This window comes from Nonomuraea corallina, assembly GCF_027620315.1.
Taxonomy (GTDB): Bacteria; Actinomycetota; Actinomycetes; order Streptosporangiales; family Streptosporangiaceae; genus Nonomuraea; species Nonomuraea corallina.
In genome coordinates, this window is record NZ_JAPNNL010000162.1 from 1 (window position 1) to 16,719 (window position 16,719).

Sequence of the window (16,719 nt, forward strand, 5' to 3'; positions counted from 1 at the left end):
CTTCCTGGACGCGCTGGACCGGGTGGGCGCGGGGGGAGCGGCTGGTGAGGTAGCCCTCGGCCGCGAGCTGCTGGTAGGCCTCCACGACCACTCCGCGCGACACCCCGAGGCCGGCCGCGAGGGTGCGGGTGGGCGGCAGCGACGTGCCCGATCGCAGCCGGCCGGCCCGGATGCCGGTGCGGATGGCCGCCTCGATCTGCCGGTGCAGCGACACCCCCGCCTCGCGGTCCAGCTCGATGAGCAGGTCCTCGGCCGGCCCGGAATTGGTCCTCGATCGGTCCACGAAGTCGGACCTTACCGACGTGTACCAATTCCTGCCAGGCTCAGTGACCTGCCGCGTTCCAGGGGGAGCCGGCTTCGACCGCAAGCAGATCGCAGGAGGCGACGCATGAACGACACCGAGCCACGGACCGCGGCAGGGGAGGCGGGCCCGTGCTGAGGCAGGTCGCGCCGGGTGTGCTGGTCCACCAGAGCGCGTTCGTCCGGACCAACGCGGTGGTCGTGCACGGCCGGGCCGGCGTGCTGCTCATCGACCCCGGCGTGCGGGGCGACGAGCTGGCCTGTCTCGCCGACGACCTGGCCGGTTCGGGGCAGACCGTGGTGGCGGGCTTCTCGACGCACCCGGACTGGGACCACCTGCTCTGGCATCCCCGGCTCGGCGAGGCCCCTCGGCACGGCACGGCCCGCTGCGCCGCCGCCGTCCGGGATCAGCTGGCCGACCCGGACGCCAAGGACCGCATCGCCGATCACCTGCTCGACACGGAGATCGCCGGGCAGGTCCCGCTGGACCTGTTCGGGCTCGTCGACGGCCTGCCCGCCGGGGCGACGCGGGTGCCGTGGGACGGCCCGGAGGTCCGGATCGTCGAGCACCAGGCGCACGCTCCGGGCCACGCGGCGCTGTTCGTCGAGGACCGCGGGGTTCTCGTCGCCGGTGACATGCTCTCCGACGTCCTGGTCCCGATGCTCGACCTGGACGCCGCCGACCCGATCGAGGACTACCTCCTCGCGCTGCGGCTGCTGGAGGAGGTGGCGGAGGGCGCCGACGTGGTCGTCCCCGGCCACGGGTCCGTCGGCGGAGCCGGCGAGGCGCGGGCGCGGATCGAGCGGGATCGGGCGTACGTGCTCGCCCTGCGTGACGGCCTTCCCTTCAGCGACCCGCGCATCGGCCCGTCGGCCGAGCCCGGCTGGGAGTGGGTGAGCCAGATCCACGCCGGGCAGCTCGAGGGCCTGGCCCGCAGGGAGCGGACGGAGGGCTGACGGCTCTCAGCCGAAGGCGGCGGCCTCCAGCATCTCGATGAGCGACTCGGCCGCCGCCCCGGCGTCATAGGCGGCGTCCCGCAGGCGCTCGCCGACGATCGCGTCGATCGCCCCGCCGGTGATGAGCGCGAGCGTGCGCGGGTCCGGCCCCGGGTCGAGGCCGCGGGCCTCGCGGGCGTTTTGCAGCAGGGCGGCGAGCGGCTTCCAGCGGGCTTCCGGCGCTGGGCGGCCGTGGTGGAGCATCGCCTCGACGATCAGCCGGGCGTGGTCGGGGCGCTCGGCCAGGTGGCCGACCATCCGTCGCACGTACGCGGCCGGGGCCTGATCGGCGGGCGCGGCCTCGACGGCCGCCCCGACGTCGGCCACCAGCGCGTCCAGCACCCGCGCGTGAGCCGCCGCCACGACCGCGTCCTTGGAGGCGAAGTGGTAGAGCACCGCGCCCTTGGTGATGCCCGCGGCCTGGGCGATCCGCGCCAGCGAGGCGGCGGCGTAGCCGTGCTCGGCCACCAGGCGGATCGTGACCTCGATGAGCTGGGTACGCCGCGTCTGCTCGATGAAGCTGAGCGGCCTGTCCTCAGCTCCTGGCGTCGTTCGCCTTGCTGCCATGAGCACGACGGTATCGTGTCGCGTATTCTCTGACCGTACGGTCAAAAATCTGACCGATGTTCAGAGGAGGCACTCATGGAGGACGTCCAGCCCGACGGCCCGGCCGCCCCGCGCCGCCGCCGGGCGCTGAAGGTCATCGGCGGCGTCGTCGCCGTGATGGTGGTCGCCGTGGCCTTCCTCCTGCGCCAGCCGTCACCGGTGGGCCACTGGAACAGCGCCGCGGACCGCGCGGACTTCATGGCCGCCTACGACCGGGCGATGGCGGACATGCCGCGGGCCGCCGAGACGATCGACGTGCGGACCGACTTCGGGTTCGTGCGGGTCTACCGGTACACGGGCGCCTCCGGCGGGGCCGGGGCGCTGGTGCTGCTGCCCGGCAGGGCGTCCGCGTCCCCGGTGTGGGCCGGCAACCTGCCGCACCTGCTCAAGATCGGTGACGTCTACACCATCGATCTGCTGGGCGAGCCCGGCAAGAGCGTGCAGGAGGCGCCGATCACCTCCGACGCCGACCAGGCGGCCTGGCTCGACCAGGTGCTCGCGCGGTTGCCGGAGGAGTCCTTCCACCTGGTCGGGCTGTCCATCGGCGGCTGGACCGCCGCCAACCTCGCCGTCCACCGGCCCCGGCACGTCGCCACGCTGACCCTGCTCGACCCCGTGTACACGTTCTCGGATATCCCGGCCGGCACCGCGGTCCGCGCCATCCCCGCCTCGGTACCGTGGCTGCCGAAGTCCTGGCGCGACTCGTTCAACTCCTACACCGCCGGCGGCGCCCCCGTGGAGGACGTGCCGGTGGCGGACCTGATCGAGTCCGGGATGCGCGCCTACACGCTCAAGCTGCCGCAGCCTTCGCTCATCGGTGAGCAGGCGCTGGGCGGCCTGACGATGCCGGTGCTGGCGATCCTGGCCGGGAAGTCCGTGATGCACGACCCCGGCGTCTCCCGCGAGGTCGCCGGGCGTGCGCTGCGGAACGGCACGGTGAAGGTCTATCCGGACGCCTCGCACGCGCTCAGCGGCGAGCACCCCGAGGAGATCGCCGCCGACCTCGCCGCCTTCCTCGACGCCCGCTGACCGACCGGAACCCCGGAAGGTGACGACCGAAAATCCCGATTAGATGTATGCAAAAATCTTGCCCTCAGGTCCGAATGTGTCCATAATCGGGACATTCGGCGTGAGGATGTATGCATGTCCGTCATTGATGATCTCAGGGCCCTGATCCTCGGCGGCCGCTACGCGCCAGGCGACCGGCTGGGTGAGGTCGAGCTCGCCCAGCTGCTCCAGGTGAGCCGCACCCCCGTCCGCGAGGCCCTGCGCCACCTGCAGTCCGAGGGCCTGGTCGAGGTCGTCGCCAACAAGGGCGCCAGAGTCGTCGAGTACCCGGCGGCGGATCTGGAGACCATCTTCGAGCTGCGGGCCAGGATCGAAGGGCTGGCCGCCCGGCAGGCCGCCGCGACCGCCACCGAGGAGGACGCGGCGCGGCTGCACGAGGTGGCCGTGTCGCTCGGCGAGCACGCCGAGCGGCGCGAGTTCGACGCGGTCTACCGGCTCAACACCGAGTTCCACCAGGAACTGGTGCGCCTGGGCGGCAGCGCGATACTCGCCCAGTCGATCAGCGCGCTGGTCCACTCACCCATCCTGCTGCGCACGTACAGCGCCTTCGACGAGGAGGCCATGCGGCGCAGCGTCAACCACCACATCGAGATCGCGGCAGCAGTGCGGGCCGGGGACCCCGAATGGGCGGAGGCCGTCATGCGAGCGCACCTGTTCTCGGCCCGCGCGTCCCTGCTCGGCCCGAGAAAGCCCATGAAGCCATGGAAACCAAGGAAGAAGGCATGACTCATCTCCCGCTGGACGACGTACGGGTCATCGAGCTCGGCCAGTTGCTGGCCGGCCCTTTCTGCGGGCAGTTGCTCGGCGACTTCGGCGCGGAAGTGATCAAGGTGGAGGATCCCGGCCGCGGCGACCCGATGCGGCAGTGGGGCCGGGAGAAGCCGCACGGCAAGTCGCTGTGGTGGCCGGTCGTGGCGCGCAACAAGAAGTCGGTCACCTGCGACCTGCGCACCCGGCAGGGCCAGGACCTGGTCAGGAAGCTGGTCGCCGAGTCGGACGTGCTGCTGGAGAACTTCCGGCCCGGCACGCTGGAGCGCTGGGGCATGTCGCCGGCCGAGCTGCACGCGATCAACCCCCGGCTGGTGATCACCCGGGTGACCGGGTTCGGGCAGACCGGCCCGTACGCGCCGCGCGCCGGCTACGGGTCGATCGGCGAGGCCATGGGCGGCATCCGCTACGTCACCGGCGACCCCAGCCTGCCGCCGTCGCGGGCCGGGATCTCGCTCGGCGACTCGCTGGCCGCCACCCACGCCTGCGTCGGCACGCTGGTGGCGCTGCACGAGCGGGACCGCAGCGGCCGCGGCCAGGTGGTCGACTCGGCGATCTACGAGGCCGTGCTGGCCATGATGGAGTCGCTGCTGCCCGAGTGGCAGCAGGCCGGCTACCAGCGCGAGCGCACCGGCCCGGTGCTGCCGAACGTCTCGCCCAGCAACGTCTACCCCACCCGGGACGGCGACGCGATCCTCATCGCCGCCAACCAGGACAGCGTCTTCACCCGGCTGGCCCAGGTCATGGGCGCCAAGGAGCTGGCCGACGACGAGCGGTACGCCACCCACGGCGCCCGCGGCGAGAACATGGACGAGCTGGACGAGATCATCGCCGCCTGGACCGCCGGCCACCCGGCCGACGAGCTGCTGCGGCTGCTGCACGACGGCGGCGTGCCGGCCGGGCGGATCTACACGGCCAAGGACATGTTCGCCGACCCGCACTTCGCCGCCCGTGAGGCCATCGTCAACGTGCCGCACCCGGACTTCGGCGAGGTGGCCATGCAGAACGTGGTGCCGAAGCTGTCCGGCACCCCCGGCCGGGTGCGCAGCGCGGGGCCCGCGCTCGGCCAGCACAACGAGGAGGTCTACGGCGGCCTGCTCGGCCTCACCCCTGAGGAGGTCGCGGACCTCTCCACGGCCGGAATCATCTAGAAGCGAGGAACCCCCCATGCGCTACCGGCTCGGGGTGGACGTCGGAGGGACGTTCACCGACATCCTTCTCATCGATCAGGAGTCAGGGCAGACTTTCCGCGCCAAGACTCCGTCCACTCCCCACGACCAGTCGATCGGCGTCCTGGCCGGCGTGGAGAAGGCGTGCGCGGTGGCGGGCGTCTCCCCGGAGGAGATCGGGGAGATCCTGCACGGCACCACCGTCGCCACCAACGCCATCCTGGAGGGCAAGGGCGCCAGGGTCGGCCTGGTCACCACGGCGGGCTTCCGCCAGGTGCTGCAGATCGCCCGCTCGTTCGTGCCCGGCGGCCTGGCGGGGTGGATCATCTGGCCCAAGCCGGAGCCGCTCGCCGCTCTGGAGGACACCGTGGAGGCCGTCGAGCGGGTCGCCGCCGACGGCTCGGTGGTGACGCCGCTGGACGAGGACGACCTGCGGGCCAAGCTGCGGTCGCTGCGCGGCGTCGAGGCGCTGGCCGTCTCGCTGATCAACTCCTTCGCCTTCGACGGCCACGAGCGCCGCGTCGCCGAGCTGGCGGCCGAGGAGCTGCCGGGGGTGCCCGTCTCGATCTCCTCCCAGGTGCTGCCCGAGCTGCGCGAGTACGAGCGGACCGTCACCACGGTCGCCAACGCCTACGTCCAGCCGAGGGTCGCCACCTACCTGGACAACCTGGGCCTCGACCTGTACGTGCTGCGCAGCGACGGCGGCCTGGCCTCCCGCGCGAACGCCAAGGCGGCGCCGGTCAACATGCTGCTGTCCGGCCCGGCCGGCGGGGTCGCGGGCGCCACCTGGGTGGCCGAGCAGGCGGGGTTCACCGACTTCCTCACCTTCGACATGGGCGGCACCTCCACCGACGTGGCGCTCGTCCAGGACGCCCGGCCGCGGGTCGGCCGCGAGACCAAGGTGGGCGACCTCACCGTACGCTCGGCCTCGGTGGACGTGCGGACCGTCGGCGCAGGCGGCGGCTCGATCGCGCACGTCCCCGCGCTGACCCGGGCGCTGCGCGTCGGCCCGCAGTCGGCGGGCGCGGAGCCCGGACCGGCCGCCTACGGCAAGGGCGGCACGGAGCCCACCGTCACCGACGCCAACGTGGTGCTGGGCTACCTGCCGTCGCGGCTGGCCGGCGGCGAGATCACGCTGGACCGGGAACGGTCCCGCGAGGCGGTGCGGAAGGTGGCCGAGGCGATGGGGCTGACGGTGGAGGCCGCCGCGCAGGGCATCGTCGACATCGTCAACGAGAACATGTTCGGCGCGCTCCGCCTGGTCTCCGTCCAGCAGGGCTTCGACCCGCGCGACTTCGCGCTGGTCGCCTTCGGCGGGGCCGGGCCGCTGCACGCCAACGCGCTCGGCCGGCTGACCGGCTCGTGGCCGGTCATCATCCCGCCGTCGCCCGGCGTGCTGTGCGCGTACGGCGACGCGACCACGTGCCTGCGCGACGAGGCGGCCAGGACCAGCATCAAGCGCTTCTCCCAGCTGACCGACGACGAGCTGAGGCAGATGCTGGCCGAGCTGGCCGAGCGGGCCGCCGCCACCCTGGAGGCCGAGGGCGTGGACCGCGCCGACCAGACCGTCACGTACCAGGTCGACGTGCGCTACCACGGCCAGGGTTTCGAGATCCCGATCGACCTCGGCCTGGACACCGGGCTGGAGGCGCTGGGCAAGGCGTTCGACGCCGAGCACGAGCGGCTGTTCTCCTTCCTGCTGAGCAACGAGCACGAGATCGTCAGCGCCCGCGCCTCGGTGAGCGGGCCGCGCCCCGACGTCCAGCCGGTCCGGCTCGCGCGCGGCGGGCCCGAGGCCGAGCCCGCCGGCAAGCACGAGGTCTGGATCGACGGCGGCTGGGCGGAGGCCTCGGTCTACGACCGCGCCGCCCTGCTCGCGGGCAACCTGGTCGAAGGGCCCGCGATCGTCACCGAGATGGACTCCACCACGCTCGTCCTGCCCGGCCACGTGGCCGAGGTGCACGAGAGCGGCAGCCTGCTCATCCGGCCACTGGAGGCATGATGGCCCAGATCATCCAAACCGCGACGGCACCTCTGGCCGAGACCGAGGTCGACCCCGTCACGCTCGACATCATCGAGAACGCGCTGCGCAACGCCCGCTACGAGATGGACGAGGTGCTCTTCCGCACCGCCCTGTCGCCGGGCATCCGCGAGCAGCACGACGAGTTCCCGCTCATCGCCGACGCCGACGGGCGGATGGTCGCCGGGCAGTTCGGGCTGTCCATCCCGGCGCTGCTCGACCGGTTCGACGGGACCGTGGAGGAGGGCGACGTGCTGCTCACCTCCGACCCGTACTCCTGCGACGGCGCGATCAGCCACGCCAACGACTGGCTGGTCGTCATGCCGGTGTACGTGGACGGGCGGGTGGTCGGCTGGGCGTCGATGTTCGGCCACATGTCGGACGTCGGAGGCAAGACCGCCTGCTCGATGCCGACCGACGCGCGCACGATCTTCGAGGAGGGCGTGGTCATCCCGCCCTTCAAGCTCTACTCCAAGGGCGTGCTGAACGAGGACGCGCTGCGCATCATCCTCAACCAGGTGCGCCGGCCCGACTGGAACCGGGCCGACCTCAACGGCATCGTGGCCGCCTGCCGCACCGCCGGGCGCCGCATCCAGGAGTTGTGCGCCCGTTTCGGCGCGGACACCTACACCTCGGCCCTGCGGGCGCTGCTCCAGCGCAACCACGACGCGATGCGGACGCTGCTCACCACCCTGTTCGAGGACGGCGAGACGCTCACGTTCAAGGACTACATCTGCGACGACGGCGTCGGCAACGGCCCGTACGAGCTGGTGCTGTCGCTGACCCGCACGGGCGACAAGGTGCTGCTCGACTTCACCGGCAGCTCCGCGCAGTCCGAGGGGCCGATCAACTACTACCTGAACGAGAACCTCGCCCGGATGTTCTTCGGGATCTACCTCATCACGGTGGCCGACCCGCAGATCCTCTGGAACGACGGCTTCTATCCGCTGATCGACGTGCGCATCCCGGACAAGAGCTTCTGGAAGCCGGAGTATCCCGCCGCGCTCAACGCCCGCAACCACGGCATCGGCCGGATCTTCGACCTGTTCGGCGGGCTGCTCGGGCAGAAGACGCCCGACCTGCTGAACGCGGCCGGCTTCTCCTCCTCGCCGCACTTCATGTACGCGGGCGACGGCTTCCAGCTCTACTCCATCGGCTTCGGCGGCATCCCGGGCAGGCCGATCGGCGACGGCCCCGACGGCCACTCGCTGTGGCCGTCGTTCACCAACATCCCGTGCGAGTTCCTGGAGTCGTACTACCCGCTGCGCATCGAGCGCTGGGAGACCGTCGCCGACAGCGGGGGAGCGGGCCTGCACCGGGGCGGCAACGGCGTGGACGTGGCGTACCGGTTCCTGGAGCCGGGCACGATCGCGATCCACGACGACCGCTGGCTGACCTACCCGTGGGGCGTCAACGGCGGCGAGCCGGGGGCGCGCGGCCGCAAGTGGATCGAGCGGGCGGACGGCGGCAGGGAGATCCTGCCGAGTAAGGTGCACGACGTGCCGGTCAAGCCCGGTGACGTGCTGCACTTCGTCACCTGGGGCGGCGGCGGCTGGGGCGACCCGCTCGCCCGCGACCCCGCCCTGGTCGGGCTGGAGGTGCGGCGCGGCCTGCTGACGGCGCAGGGCGCCCGCCGCTACGGCGTGGTCTGCGCGGCCGACGGCGCCGTGGACGAGGCGGCCACCCGTGACCTGCGGGCCGAGCTCGGACGCACCCGGCCGGAGCCGAAGGTCTTCGACATGGGCCCGCCGATGGCGGAGATCCTGGCCAGGTGCGAGGAGGAGACCGGCCTGCCCGCTCCCCGGCCCCCGGCCAGGGCGTGAACCCGTTCGACGGGACGCTCCCGTTCGGGGAGCGTCCCGCGCTCATCCTCATCGACCTGATGCGGGCGTACTTCGAGCCCGGCGCGGACCTCTACATGGGGTCGCGGGACTGCCTGGACAGCGCCGCCCGGGTGCTGTCGGCGGCCCGCGCGGCCGGCCTGCCGGTGGTCCACACCCGGGTCGCGTTCGGTGCGGGCGGGCTCGACGGCGGGCTGTTCTACCGCAAGGTGCCCCCGCTGCGGCGTCTCGCGGGGCCGCTGGGCGAGTTGATGCCGGAGGTGGCGCCCGCCGACGGCGAGGTCGTGATCGTCAAGCAGTACGCCAGCGCGTTCTTCGGCACCACGCTCGCCTCCACGCTGACCGCGTTGCGGGTGGACACCCTGCTCATCACGGGCGTGTCCACCAGCGGGTGCATCCGGGCCAGCGCGGTCGACGCGGTGCAGCACGGCTTCGTCCCGGTGGTGGTCCGGCAGGCGGTCGGCGACCGCGACCCGGGCCCGCACGAGGCGAACCTCTTCGACATCCAGGCCAAGTACGGCGAGGTCTGGGACGAGGAGGAGGTGCTGCGGCGGCTCTGACGCGGTGCCCGGTCAGCCGGCGGGAGCGGTCACCAGCCTCCTGCCGGCCGGCCTGAAGTGCCACGACAGGACCGTGAGAACGAGGAGGAAGAACGCCGGCAGCAGCTGGTACCACGGGTCGCCCGAGGCGAGGTGCGAGAACATCCCTCCTGTCAGGAGGAAGCCGAGCCCCGCGTACGCCCACTCCTTGACCAGCGGATACCCGGGGGCGACGATCGCCACCGCCCCCAGGATCTTCCAGGTGCCCAGCAGGGTCAGGACGTAGACGGGGTAGCCCAGCTCCACGATGCCCCAGGCGTAGGGCGGCGCCAGCGCCCCCTCGCCTTCGGATCTCAGCACCTGCTGGACCCCGGAGCCGACCAACCCCGAGGCGAGCACGAGGGTGGAAACCCAATAGGTGATATTTCGGCTTTTCGCCATGTCGCTCTGCTCCTTGTCGTCGTCGTGTTCGGGCAACCGTCCTCGTCGGCCGTCCCGGGAACGGGCACGGGCACGGCCCGGAGGGCTCAGTGCGTCACCCGCCACCAGAAGCCGTCCGGGTCGGTGAAGGAGCCGGCATATCCCTGGGCCGTCGGTGCGGCGGGGACGGTGATCCGCCCTCCGGCGGCGGCCGCCGCCGCCAGGAGGGCGTCGACCTGTTCCGGGGACTCGGCCGTGTGGGTGAGGACCATCGAGGGGAAGCCGTCGCCGTCCCTGGTCGTGCCCGCGTCCCTGGCCAGGACCCCGCGTTCCATCAGGCACAGCCTGACCGCCGCCTCGGCGGGGTGGAAGTCGATGTACTTGCTGCCGTAGTCGCGGTCGACCGGCATGCCCAGGGCCTCGTAGAAGGCCTTCGACGCCTTGGGCGCGGCGACGCCGAGGATGAGGGTGGTCTCGGTCGGCGCCGGGCTCTCCGCCGCCGGGCCGGTGTCCTTACCGGTGGCCGCCGCCAGTTTCCAGATGGCGCCGTCCGGCGCCCGGAACGCCCCGGAGAACGAACCGAACAGGGCCTTCTTGGCCGGCTTGAGCACCTCCGCGCCGCCCCGTACGGCGGCGTCCATCAGGGCCCTGACCTCGGTGGGCTGGTTGACGACGCAGGTGATCACGTAGCCGCGGAACCCTGCCGTCGCCGGTTCCGCGCCCGCGTCCGCGGCGAGTCCCTCGGCCGCGGACAGGGTGAGCCGCCCGGTCCCGTGCAGGTCGAGGTTCACCGAGTCGCCGTCGTCCGCGGTGGCGGCCGAGAACGTGGTGCTGTAGAAGTCGCGCGCGGCGTGCGGCTCGGGCGCCCCGAGGGTGACGACGTCGAGCGTGAGAGCCGAAGGGAGAGTGCTGTTCACCAGGGCAACGCTAGGGGCGGCCCTCAGGTCCGGGCTTCTCGATTCCTGATCACTTCGGCGCCCTCGGGGAGCGGGTGGTCAGGACGGGAAGTCACCCGCGCGTCCCAGCAGGGCGGGGACCGGCGCGCCCAGCCGCTCGCCGATGTAGGCCGCCGCCGTGGTCAGCTGCCCCAGGTCCACTCCGGTACGGATGTGCGAGCGGCGCAGGGCGTAGGCGAGGTCCTCGGTGGCGATGTTGCCCGTGGCGGCGGGGGCGAACGGGCAGCCGCCGATGCCTCCGCTGCTGGCGTCCAGGGCGCTCGCCCCGGCCTCGACGGCGGCCAGGGCGTTGGCGTACCCGGTGTTGCGGGTGTTGTGGAAGTGGAAGCGGAGCGGCAGGTCCGTGACGGCGCGCACCGCCTCGGTCAGGCGGCGCACGTCGGCGGGCACGCCGACGCCGATGGTGTCGGCCAGCGCGATCTCGTCGGCGCCCGCCTCGGCGCAGCGCCGGACCATGGCGGCGACGTGGTCCGGCGACACCTCGCCCTCGAAGGGGCAGCCGAACGAGGCGCCGACCGTCGCTGTCACCCGCAGCCCGGCCGCCCGCGCGCGGGCGGAGATGGCGGCGAAGGAGTCGAGCGCGGCCGCGATGGTCATGCCCTGGTTGCGCTGGGAGAAGGTCTCGGTGGCGACCACGGTGACGTTGACCTCGTCGACGCCGGCGTCCAGCGCCCGGTCCAGGCCGCGCTCGTTGACGATCAGGCCGATGTAGCTGAGCCCGTCGCGCCGGGGCACCCGGGCCATCACCTGCTCGGCGTCGGCCATCTGGGGCACCAGGCGGGGGTGGACGAAGCTGACCGCCTCGATGCGGGTCAGGCCGGCGTCGGCCAGCGCCTCGATGTAGGCCACCTTGTCGTCGGTGCCCACCAGGACGGACTCGTTCTGGAGCCCGTCCCGGGGGCCCACTTCGACCAGGCTGATGTCAGTGGATTGCATACATCTTGGATAGCAAGTCGTACGCAGAAAGTCTATATATCAGTACGAATCTCGCTGATCAACACGCTTCTTGCATACAATCTTTCCTCTGTGTGGTCGCGAGAGCCCGCCGGCCGCCTCATCCGGCCGCCCGGTCCAGGTCGTCGCTCTGGCGGGCGTACAGGCGGGCGTAGGCGCCCTGGCGGGCCAGCAGCTCCGCGTGGGTGCCCTGTTCCACGAGCCGGCCGTGATCCACCACCAGGATGCGGTCGGCGTCGGTCACCGTGGCCAGGCGGTGCGCGATGACCAGGAGGGTCCTGCCTTCGGCCAGCTCGTCGACCTGACGCTGGATCTCGGCCTCGGTGTGCGTGTCCAGCTCGGACGTGGCCTCGTCCAGCACGATGATCGGAGCGTCCTTGAGCAGGGCGCGGGCGATGGCCAGCCGCTGCCGCTGGCCGCCGGAGAGCCGCTCGCCCATCTCGCCGATCACGCTGTCGTAGCCATCGGGCATCGCCATGATCGTGTCGTGCAGGGCGGCCCGGCGGCAGGCGGCCTCCAGCTCCTCCTGGGTGGCGGACGGCCTGGCGAGCCGCAGGTTGGCGGCCACCGTGTCGTTGAACAGGTAGGTCCGCTGGCCCACCACCGCCACCAGGTCGCGCAGGTCGTCCAGGCCGAGCCGGTCGACCGGGACGCCGCCGACGCGGATCGCGCCGGAGTCCACGTCCCAGAACCTGAGCAGGAGCGAGACCATCGTGGACTTGCCCGAGCCCGAGGCGCCCACGACCGCGTACCGCCTGCCCTCGGGCACGGTGAAGGAGACGTCCTCCAGCGCGGGCGCGGACCGGCCCGGGTAGGCGAAGGTCACCGACTCGAAGGCGATCGACCGGCCGGCGGGCCGGGGCTCGGGGGCGTCAGGATCGCTGACCAGGGGCGGCCGGTCGGTGATCTCCCACAGGCGGCGGGCGGAGGCGAACGCCTGCTCCAGGTCGGCGACGAACTCCTCGACCCCCAGCACCGGGCCGAAGGCCGCCAGGCTGATCGCGACCGTGATCGCGATGTCCTGCCAGCCGAGGCCCTGGGCGTATCCGGTGAACAGGACCGCGATGACGCCGGTGGCGACGAGCAGCTCGTTGAGCCCGCGACGCAGCGCGATCAGGCTGCCGAGCCTGCCGATGGCCGAGGAGCCGTCCGCGCCGAGCCGGTCCAGTTCGGCCAGCCGCCGCGGGCCGTACCCGAACGCGAGCACCTCCCGGATGCCCTGCACGCCGTCGGTGAGATGCTGGGAGACCTCGCCGCGTGAGCGGCGCAGGTCGGTCGCGGCCGTGGCGGCGGCGCGGTGGCTCAGCCACGGCACCCCGATGCCCACCGCGATCAGGAACGGCGCGAGGACCAGCGCCGCCGCCGGGCTGAAGACCGACCCCAGCACGGACAGGGTGATCACCGGCACGACGGCCGCGGCCAGCGCCGGGGCGATGGTGTGCGCGTAGAAGACCTCGATCCGGTCGATGTCCTTCATCACGCGGGAGAGCAGGTCGCCGGAGCGCCCGCCCTCGATCCCGGCGGGGGCCTGCGGTTCGACCCGGTCGTAGAAGTCGTCGCGGAGCAGGGAGAGCAGCTTGAAGGCGACGAAGTGCCCGAAGTACTGCTCGACGTAGCGGAACAGGCCCTTGGCGAAGGCCATGACGACCATGGCCACGGCGATCCCGCCGATCGCCTCCGGCTCGCCGGAGGCGACCTTGACCACGCCCCAGGCGCCGACGCCGTAGAGCGCGATGCCCAGGCACATCTGCAGGACGCGGAAGGTGACCGAGACGGCCAGCGGGACCTTGAGCGGCCGGCCGAAGGCGAGCAGTCGCCGGCTGATCTGGATCCGGTTCATCGTGACCTCACCGCCCGTGCGTAGTGGCCGTCACCCGTCATGAGTTCCTCGTGCGTGCCCTGCTCGGTGACGGCGCCGTTCTCCAGGACCGCGATCCGGTCGGCGTCGCGGACGGTGGACAGCCGGTGCGCGATCACGAGTACGGTCCGCCCGGCGGTGAGCCGGTCGAGCGCGGACAGGATCGCCGCCTCCGACTCCAGGTCCACGTTGGAGGTCGGCTCGTCCAGGACCAGGATGGGCGCGTCCTTCAGCATGGCCCGGGCGATCGACACCCGCTGCGCCTGGCCGCCCGACAGGGTCAGGCCGCGCTCGCCCACCGGGGTGTCGAGGTCCAGGGCGAGGTTGGCCACGGCGAGCGCCTCGCGCAGCCGGTCGTCGTCGGCGTCCGGCGCGGCGACCTTGAGGTTGTCGCGCAGTGTGCCGGTGAACAGGTAGGTGGTCTGGGCGACGACGCTGATCTGCTCGCGCACCCAGGAGGCGGGCACGGCGGTGACGTCGTGACCGCCGACGCGGATCGTGCCCTCGCCGGGGTCCAGGTTGCGCTGGAGCAGCGCGGCGACGGTCGTCTTGCCCGATCCCGAGGGGCCGACGAGCGCCAGTTTCTCGCCGGGCGCGATGGTGAAGCTCACCTTCCGCAGCACCGGGGTGTCGGCGAGGTAGCCGAAGCTGACCGCGTCGAAGGCCACCTCGGAGGTGGTCCGCCGCGGGTTCTCGCCGCCGGGGTCGGTGACCGCGGGCTGCTCGGCCAGCAGGGTTCTGATCTCCTTCGCGGCGGCCATGCCGCCCATGCCGACGTAGAAGAACTGGCCGACCTTGTCCAGCGGCTCGACGAGCTGGGTGGCCAGCAGCACCAGGGCGACCGCCTCGCCCACGCCGATCGCGCCGTCGCGCAGGCGGACCATCGCCAGGACGGTCGCCGCGACGATCATGCCGAGGGAGAAGATCGTGTCGACCACGAAGAGGATGACCTGGTTGCCGGCCAGCAGCCGCATGATCGCCTGGCGCAGGTCCTCCGAGGCCTTGGCCAGGGTCCGGCCGTGGGCGGATCCCTGGTTGAAGAGCTTGAGCGTGGTCAGGCCCTGCAGGGCGTCCAGGAAGCGCGCGGCCAGCCGGTTGGCGGTCTCGCGGTAGCCGTCGCTGACCTTGGTGAAGGCCCGCTGGAAGCCGCCGACGGTGAGCGGGATGACCGGGACGACGAGGGCCAGGATGAGCGCGGTCCACGGGTCGATGAAGATCGCGATGGCGGTCAGGACGAGGACCGGCACGGTCATCGAGGCGAGGATCGGGCCGAGGAAGGTGGCGTAGTAGGTGGCGACGAGTTCGACGGCCTCGGTGCCGGTGGAGACCAGGCGGCCGGTCTGCTCGCTGGAGCGCAGCGGGGCGCCGAGCCGGAGCAGGTGGCGGTAGACCCGGTCGCGCAGGTCCCGTTCCAGCCGGCCGCCTGCGCGGATGGTGATCGCCGGCACCCAGGCGGCGCACAGCGCGCGGGCGACGGCCGCGACGGCCAGGCCGGTGAGGGTCCCGGCGGCGGGCGGGCCGCCCGCGGCGATCTGGCCGATCGCCTGGCCGGTGAACAGCAGCAGCGCGGTGGTGGCGAGGGCCTGGAGCCAGGTGCCCAGCACGGACAGCAGGACCGGTCCGCGGATGGGCCGCATCAGCGGCGTCAAGGACTCCTCCGATCTTCCTGGCGGACCGTCGTGCGCGCCAGCGTCCAGACGCCGAGGGCGAAGGCGGACCAGGTGAGCGTGTTGAGCGATTCTTCGATCCACTGCAGGGTAAGGGTCTGCTCGGGCCGCGACCCGAGGAATCCCATCGTGTACGTGCCGAACAGGGTGAAGCCGAACAGGTAGACCGCGCGGGTGGCCCCGGCCCGGCGGGCGAGCAGCAGCAGCCGGATGCCCACGAGGGTGGCCGAGACGGTCGTCACGATCAGCATCGGCCAGGTGTCCCGGACGGCGATCGCCGCGGCGGCGCCCAGCAGCGCGAAGCCGGCGAACGCCCACGGCGGCGGCCTGCGGCCGGGTCCGATGGCCAGCAGCGCCCACGCCATCAGCGTGTAGCCGGTGCCGAGGAGGAAGAACTGGGACTCGGATAACCAGACGAGGTCCGGCCCGTCGAGCGCGACGATGAGCTTCCAGACGGCCTTGAGCGCCCCGCCGAGCACGATGAGCGCTCCGCCCGTCGCCACGGCGGGGTGGCGGGCGTACGGGATGAGCAGGACGACTCCGATGGCCATGGCGGTGACGGGCAGGAAGTCGACGAGCGCGAGAGAGATCGGATAATCCATCAGCAGGTCCTCGTGTGGGAAACAGTGTTTCCAAGATAGGGACGAGATCCATTGACGGGAAACAGTGTTTCCATAACGATGTGCGCATGTCGAACAGCGATGAGCATCTCGAGGTCCCCATCGTCGGACGGGCGCCGCTCCGGATCAGGCTGGCCGCCGCCGCGCCCTTCGGATGGTGGCCCGCGATCTGCATCGCCCTGATCGCCTTCATCGACCGGGTCGAGTTCAACCTGATGGCGGGCGCCCTCGCCGACATCCAGCGGGAGCTGGGCTTCGGCGACACGGCCGGCGGCGCCATCGCCACGGCCGCCTCGCTGGCCGGGGTCATCCTGCTGATCCCCGCCGGGCGGCTGGCCGACCGGGGCCGCCGGACCTGGACCCTGGCCCTGGTGGTGGCCGTCTGGTCCCTGCTCACCCTCGGCAGCGGGCTGGTCGCCACGTACGCGCTGCTGTTCACCGTTCGGGTGCTGCTCGGCGGCGCGGGCCTGCTGTACAACCCGGCCGCCTCCAGCCTGCTGGCCGACTACTTCCCCGGCAGCAGCCGGGCCCGGGCGTTCTCGCTGGAGCGGTTCGGCTACTTCGCCGGGCCGCCCGTCGGCATCATCGCCGGCGGGGCGCTCGCCGACGCCTACGGCTGGCGCACCATGTTCTTCCTGGTGGCGGTGCCCGGCATGCTGATCGCCCTGCTCTGCCTGACCCTGCGCGAGCCCGAGCGCGGCACCGGCGACCGCATCGAGCTGCTCCGCACGGGCCAGCGGCCACAGCCCGAGCCCGCGCCCGAGCGGCGGGCCCCGGTGCTGCGCGAGATGCGGGAGCTGCTGCGGATCAAGACCCTGCGCGCGATCGTGATCGGGCTGAGCACGGTCTTCTTCGGGGTGAGCGGGCTGATGTTCTGGCTGCCCACCTTCTACCAGCGCACCTTCGACCTGCCGCTCGGGGCCGCCGACCGCCAGGG

16 protein-coding genes are annotated in these 16,719 nt (G+C 72.2%); 8 read left to right on the top strand and 8 right to left on the bottom strand.

What is annotated here, in order from left to right; genetic code table 11:
* The coding region (locus tag OUY22_RS29285) for a winged helix-turn-helix domain-containing protein (RefSeq protein WP_270158428.1) at positions 1-283 on the bottom strand (283 nt) is incomplete at its 3' end.
* Positions 284-432: 149 nt separating this feature from the next.
* Here OUY22_RS29285 and OUY22_RS29290 point away from each other — a divergent pair.
* On the top strand, positions 433-1,257 hold the full coding sequence (locus tag OUY22_RS29290) for an MBL fold metallo-hydrolase (RefSeq protein ID WP_270158429.1): 825 nt from the start codon (positions 433-435) through the stop codon (positions 1,255-1,257).
* Positions 1,258-1,263: 6 nt separating this feature from the next.
* On the opposite strand, the gene OUY22_RS29295 is transcribed toward OUY22_RS29290, so the two are convergent.
* On the bottom strand, positions 1,264-1,863 hold the full coding sequence (locus OUY22_RS29295; protein ID WP_270158430.1) for a TetR/AcrR family transcriptional regulator: 600 nt from the start codon (positions 1,861-1,863) through the stop codon (positions 1,264-1,266).
* Positions 1,864-1,938: 75 nt separating this feature from the next.
* Between OUY22_RS29295 and OUY22_RS29300 the strand changes: the two genes are divergently transcribed.
* The 6 genes from OUY22_RS29300 (at position 1,939) to OUY22_RS29325 (ending at position 9,328) form a co-directional block, all read left to right on the top strand.
* Positions 1,939-2,931: an alpha/beta fold hydrolase gene (locus tag OUY22_RS29300; protein WP_270158431.1), complete on the top strand. Its 993-nt coding sequence runs from the start codon at positions 1,939-1,941 to the stop codon at positions 2,929-2,931.
* A gap of 114 nt (positions 2,932-3,045) precedes the next feature.
* Positions 3,046-3,696, top strand: coding sequence for a GntR family transcriptional regulator (locus tag OUY22_RS29305; protein WP_270158432.1), 651 nt, complete (start codon positions 3,046-3,048; stop codon positions 3,694-3,696).
* Positions 3,693-4,889 carry a CaiB/BaiF CoA transferase family protein gene (locus OUY22_RS29310; RefSeq protein ID WP_270158433.1) on the top strand — a complete coding sequence of 399 codons (1,197 nt, stop codon included), beginning with the start codon at positions 3,693-3,695 and terminating at the stop codon, positions 4,887-4,889. Before OUY22_RS29305 ends, OUY22_RS29310 begins: the two co-directional genes overlap by 4 nt.
* 16 nt (positions 4,890-4,905) lie before the next feature.
* Positions 4,906-6,909 carry a hydantoinase/oxoprolinase family protein gene (locus OUY22_RS29315; protein ID WP_270158434.1) on the top strand — a complete coding sequence of 668 codons (2,004 nt, stop codon included), beginning with the start codon at positions 4,906-4,908 and terminating at the stop codon, positions 6,907-6,909.
* Positions 6,906-8,750 (top strand): hydantoinase B/oxoprolinase family protein, encoded by a 1,845-nt coding sequence (locus tag OUY22_RS29320; protein ID WP_270158435.1) that lies wholly within the window; start codon positions 6,906-6,908, stop codon positions 8,748-8,750. Before OUY22_RS29315 ends, OUY22_RS29320 begins: the two co-directional genes overlap by 4 nt.
* Positions 8,699-9,328, top strand: a complete 630-nt coding sequence (locus OUY22_RS29325) for an isochorismatase family protein (protein WP_270158436.1) — start codon at positions 8,699-8,701, stop codon at positions 9,326-9,328. Before OUY22_RS29320 ends, OUY22_RS29325 begins: the two co-directional genes overlap by 52 nt.
* Before the next feature lie 12 nt (positions 9,329-9,340).
* Here OUY22_RS29325 and OUY22_RS29330 read toward each other — a convergent pair whose 3' ends face one another.
* From OUY22_RS29330 to OUY22_RS29355, 6 genes are all read right to left on the bottom strand, one after another.
* Positions 9,341-9,784 (bottom strand): DoxX family protein, encoded by a 444-nt coding sequence (locus tag OUY22_RS29330; RefSeq protein WP_270158437.1) that lies wholly within the window; start codon positions 9,782-9,784, stop codon positions 9,341-9,343.
* A 50-nt stretch (positions 9,785-9,834) separates the two neighbouring features.
* Complete coding sequence (locus OUY22_RS29335; RefSeq protein WP_270158438.1) at positions 9,835-10,644, bottom strand: VOC family protein; 810 nt, start codon at positions 10,642-10,644, stop codon at positions 9,835-9,837.
* A gap of 78 nt (positions 10,645-10,722) precedes the next feature.
* A complete protein-coding gene (locus OUY22_RS29340) occupies positions 10,723-11,619 on the bottom strand; it encodes a hydroxymethylglutaryl-CoA lyase (protein WP_270158439.1) in 897 nt (298 codons plus the stop codon).
* A gap of 118 nt (positions 11,620-11,737) precedes the next feature.
* Positions 11,738-13,477 carry a thiol reductant ABC exporter subunit CydC gene (cydC, locus tag OUY22_RS29345; protein ID WP_270158440.1) on the bottom strand — a complete coding sequence of 580 codons (1,740 nt, stop codon included), beginning with the start codon at positions 13,475-13,477 and terminating at the stop codon, positions 11,738-11,740.
* Positions 13,474-15,144: an ABC transporter ATP-binding protein gene (locus OUY22_RS29350; protein WP_270158441.1), complete on the bottom strand. Its 1,671-nt coding sequence runs from the start codon at positions 15,142-15,144 to the stop codon at positions 13,474-13,476. Before OUY22_RS29350 ends, cydC begins: the two co-directional genes overlap by 4 nt.
* Positions 15,141-15,764, bottom strand: coding sequence for a hypothetical protein (locus OUY22_RS29355; RefSeq protein WP_270158442.1), 624 nt, complete (start codon positions 15,762-15,764; stop codon positions 15,141-15,143). The genes OUY22_RS29350 and OUY22_RS29355 overlap by 4 nt, the downstream gene beginning before the upstream one ends.
* 86 nt (positions 15,765-15,850) lie before the next feature.
* Between OUY22_RS29355 and OUY22_RS29360 the strand changes: the two genes are divergently transcribed.
* Positions 15,851-16,719 (top strand): MFS transporter (locus OUY22_RS29360; protein WP_270158443.1); only part of this gene is annotated, 869 nt, incomplete at its 3' end.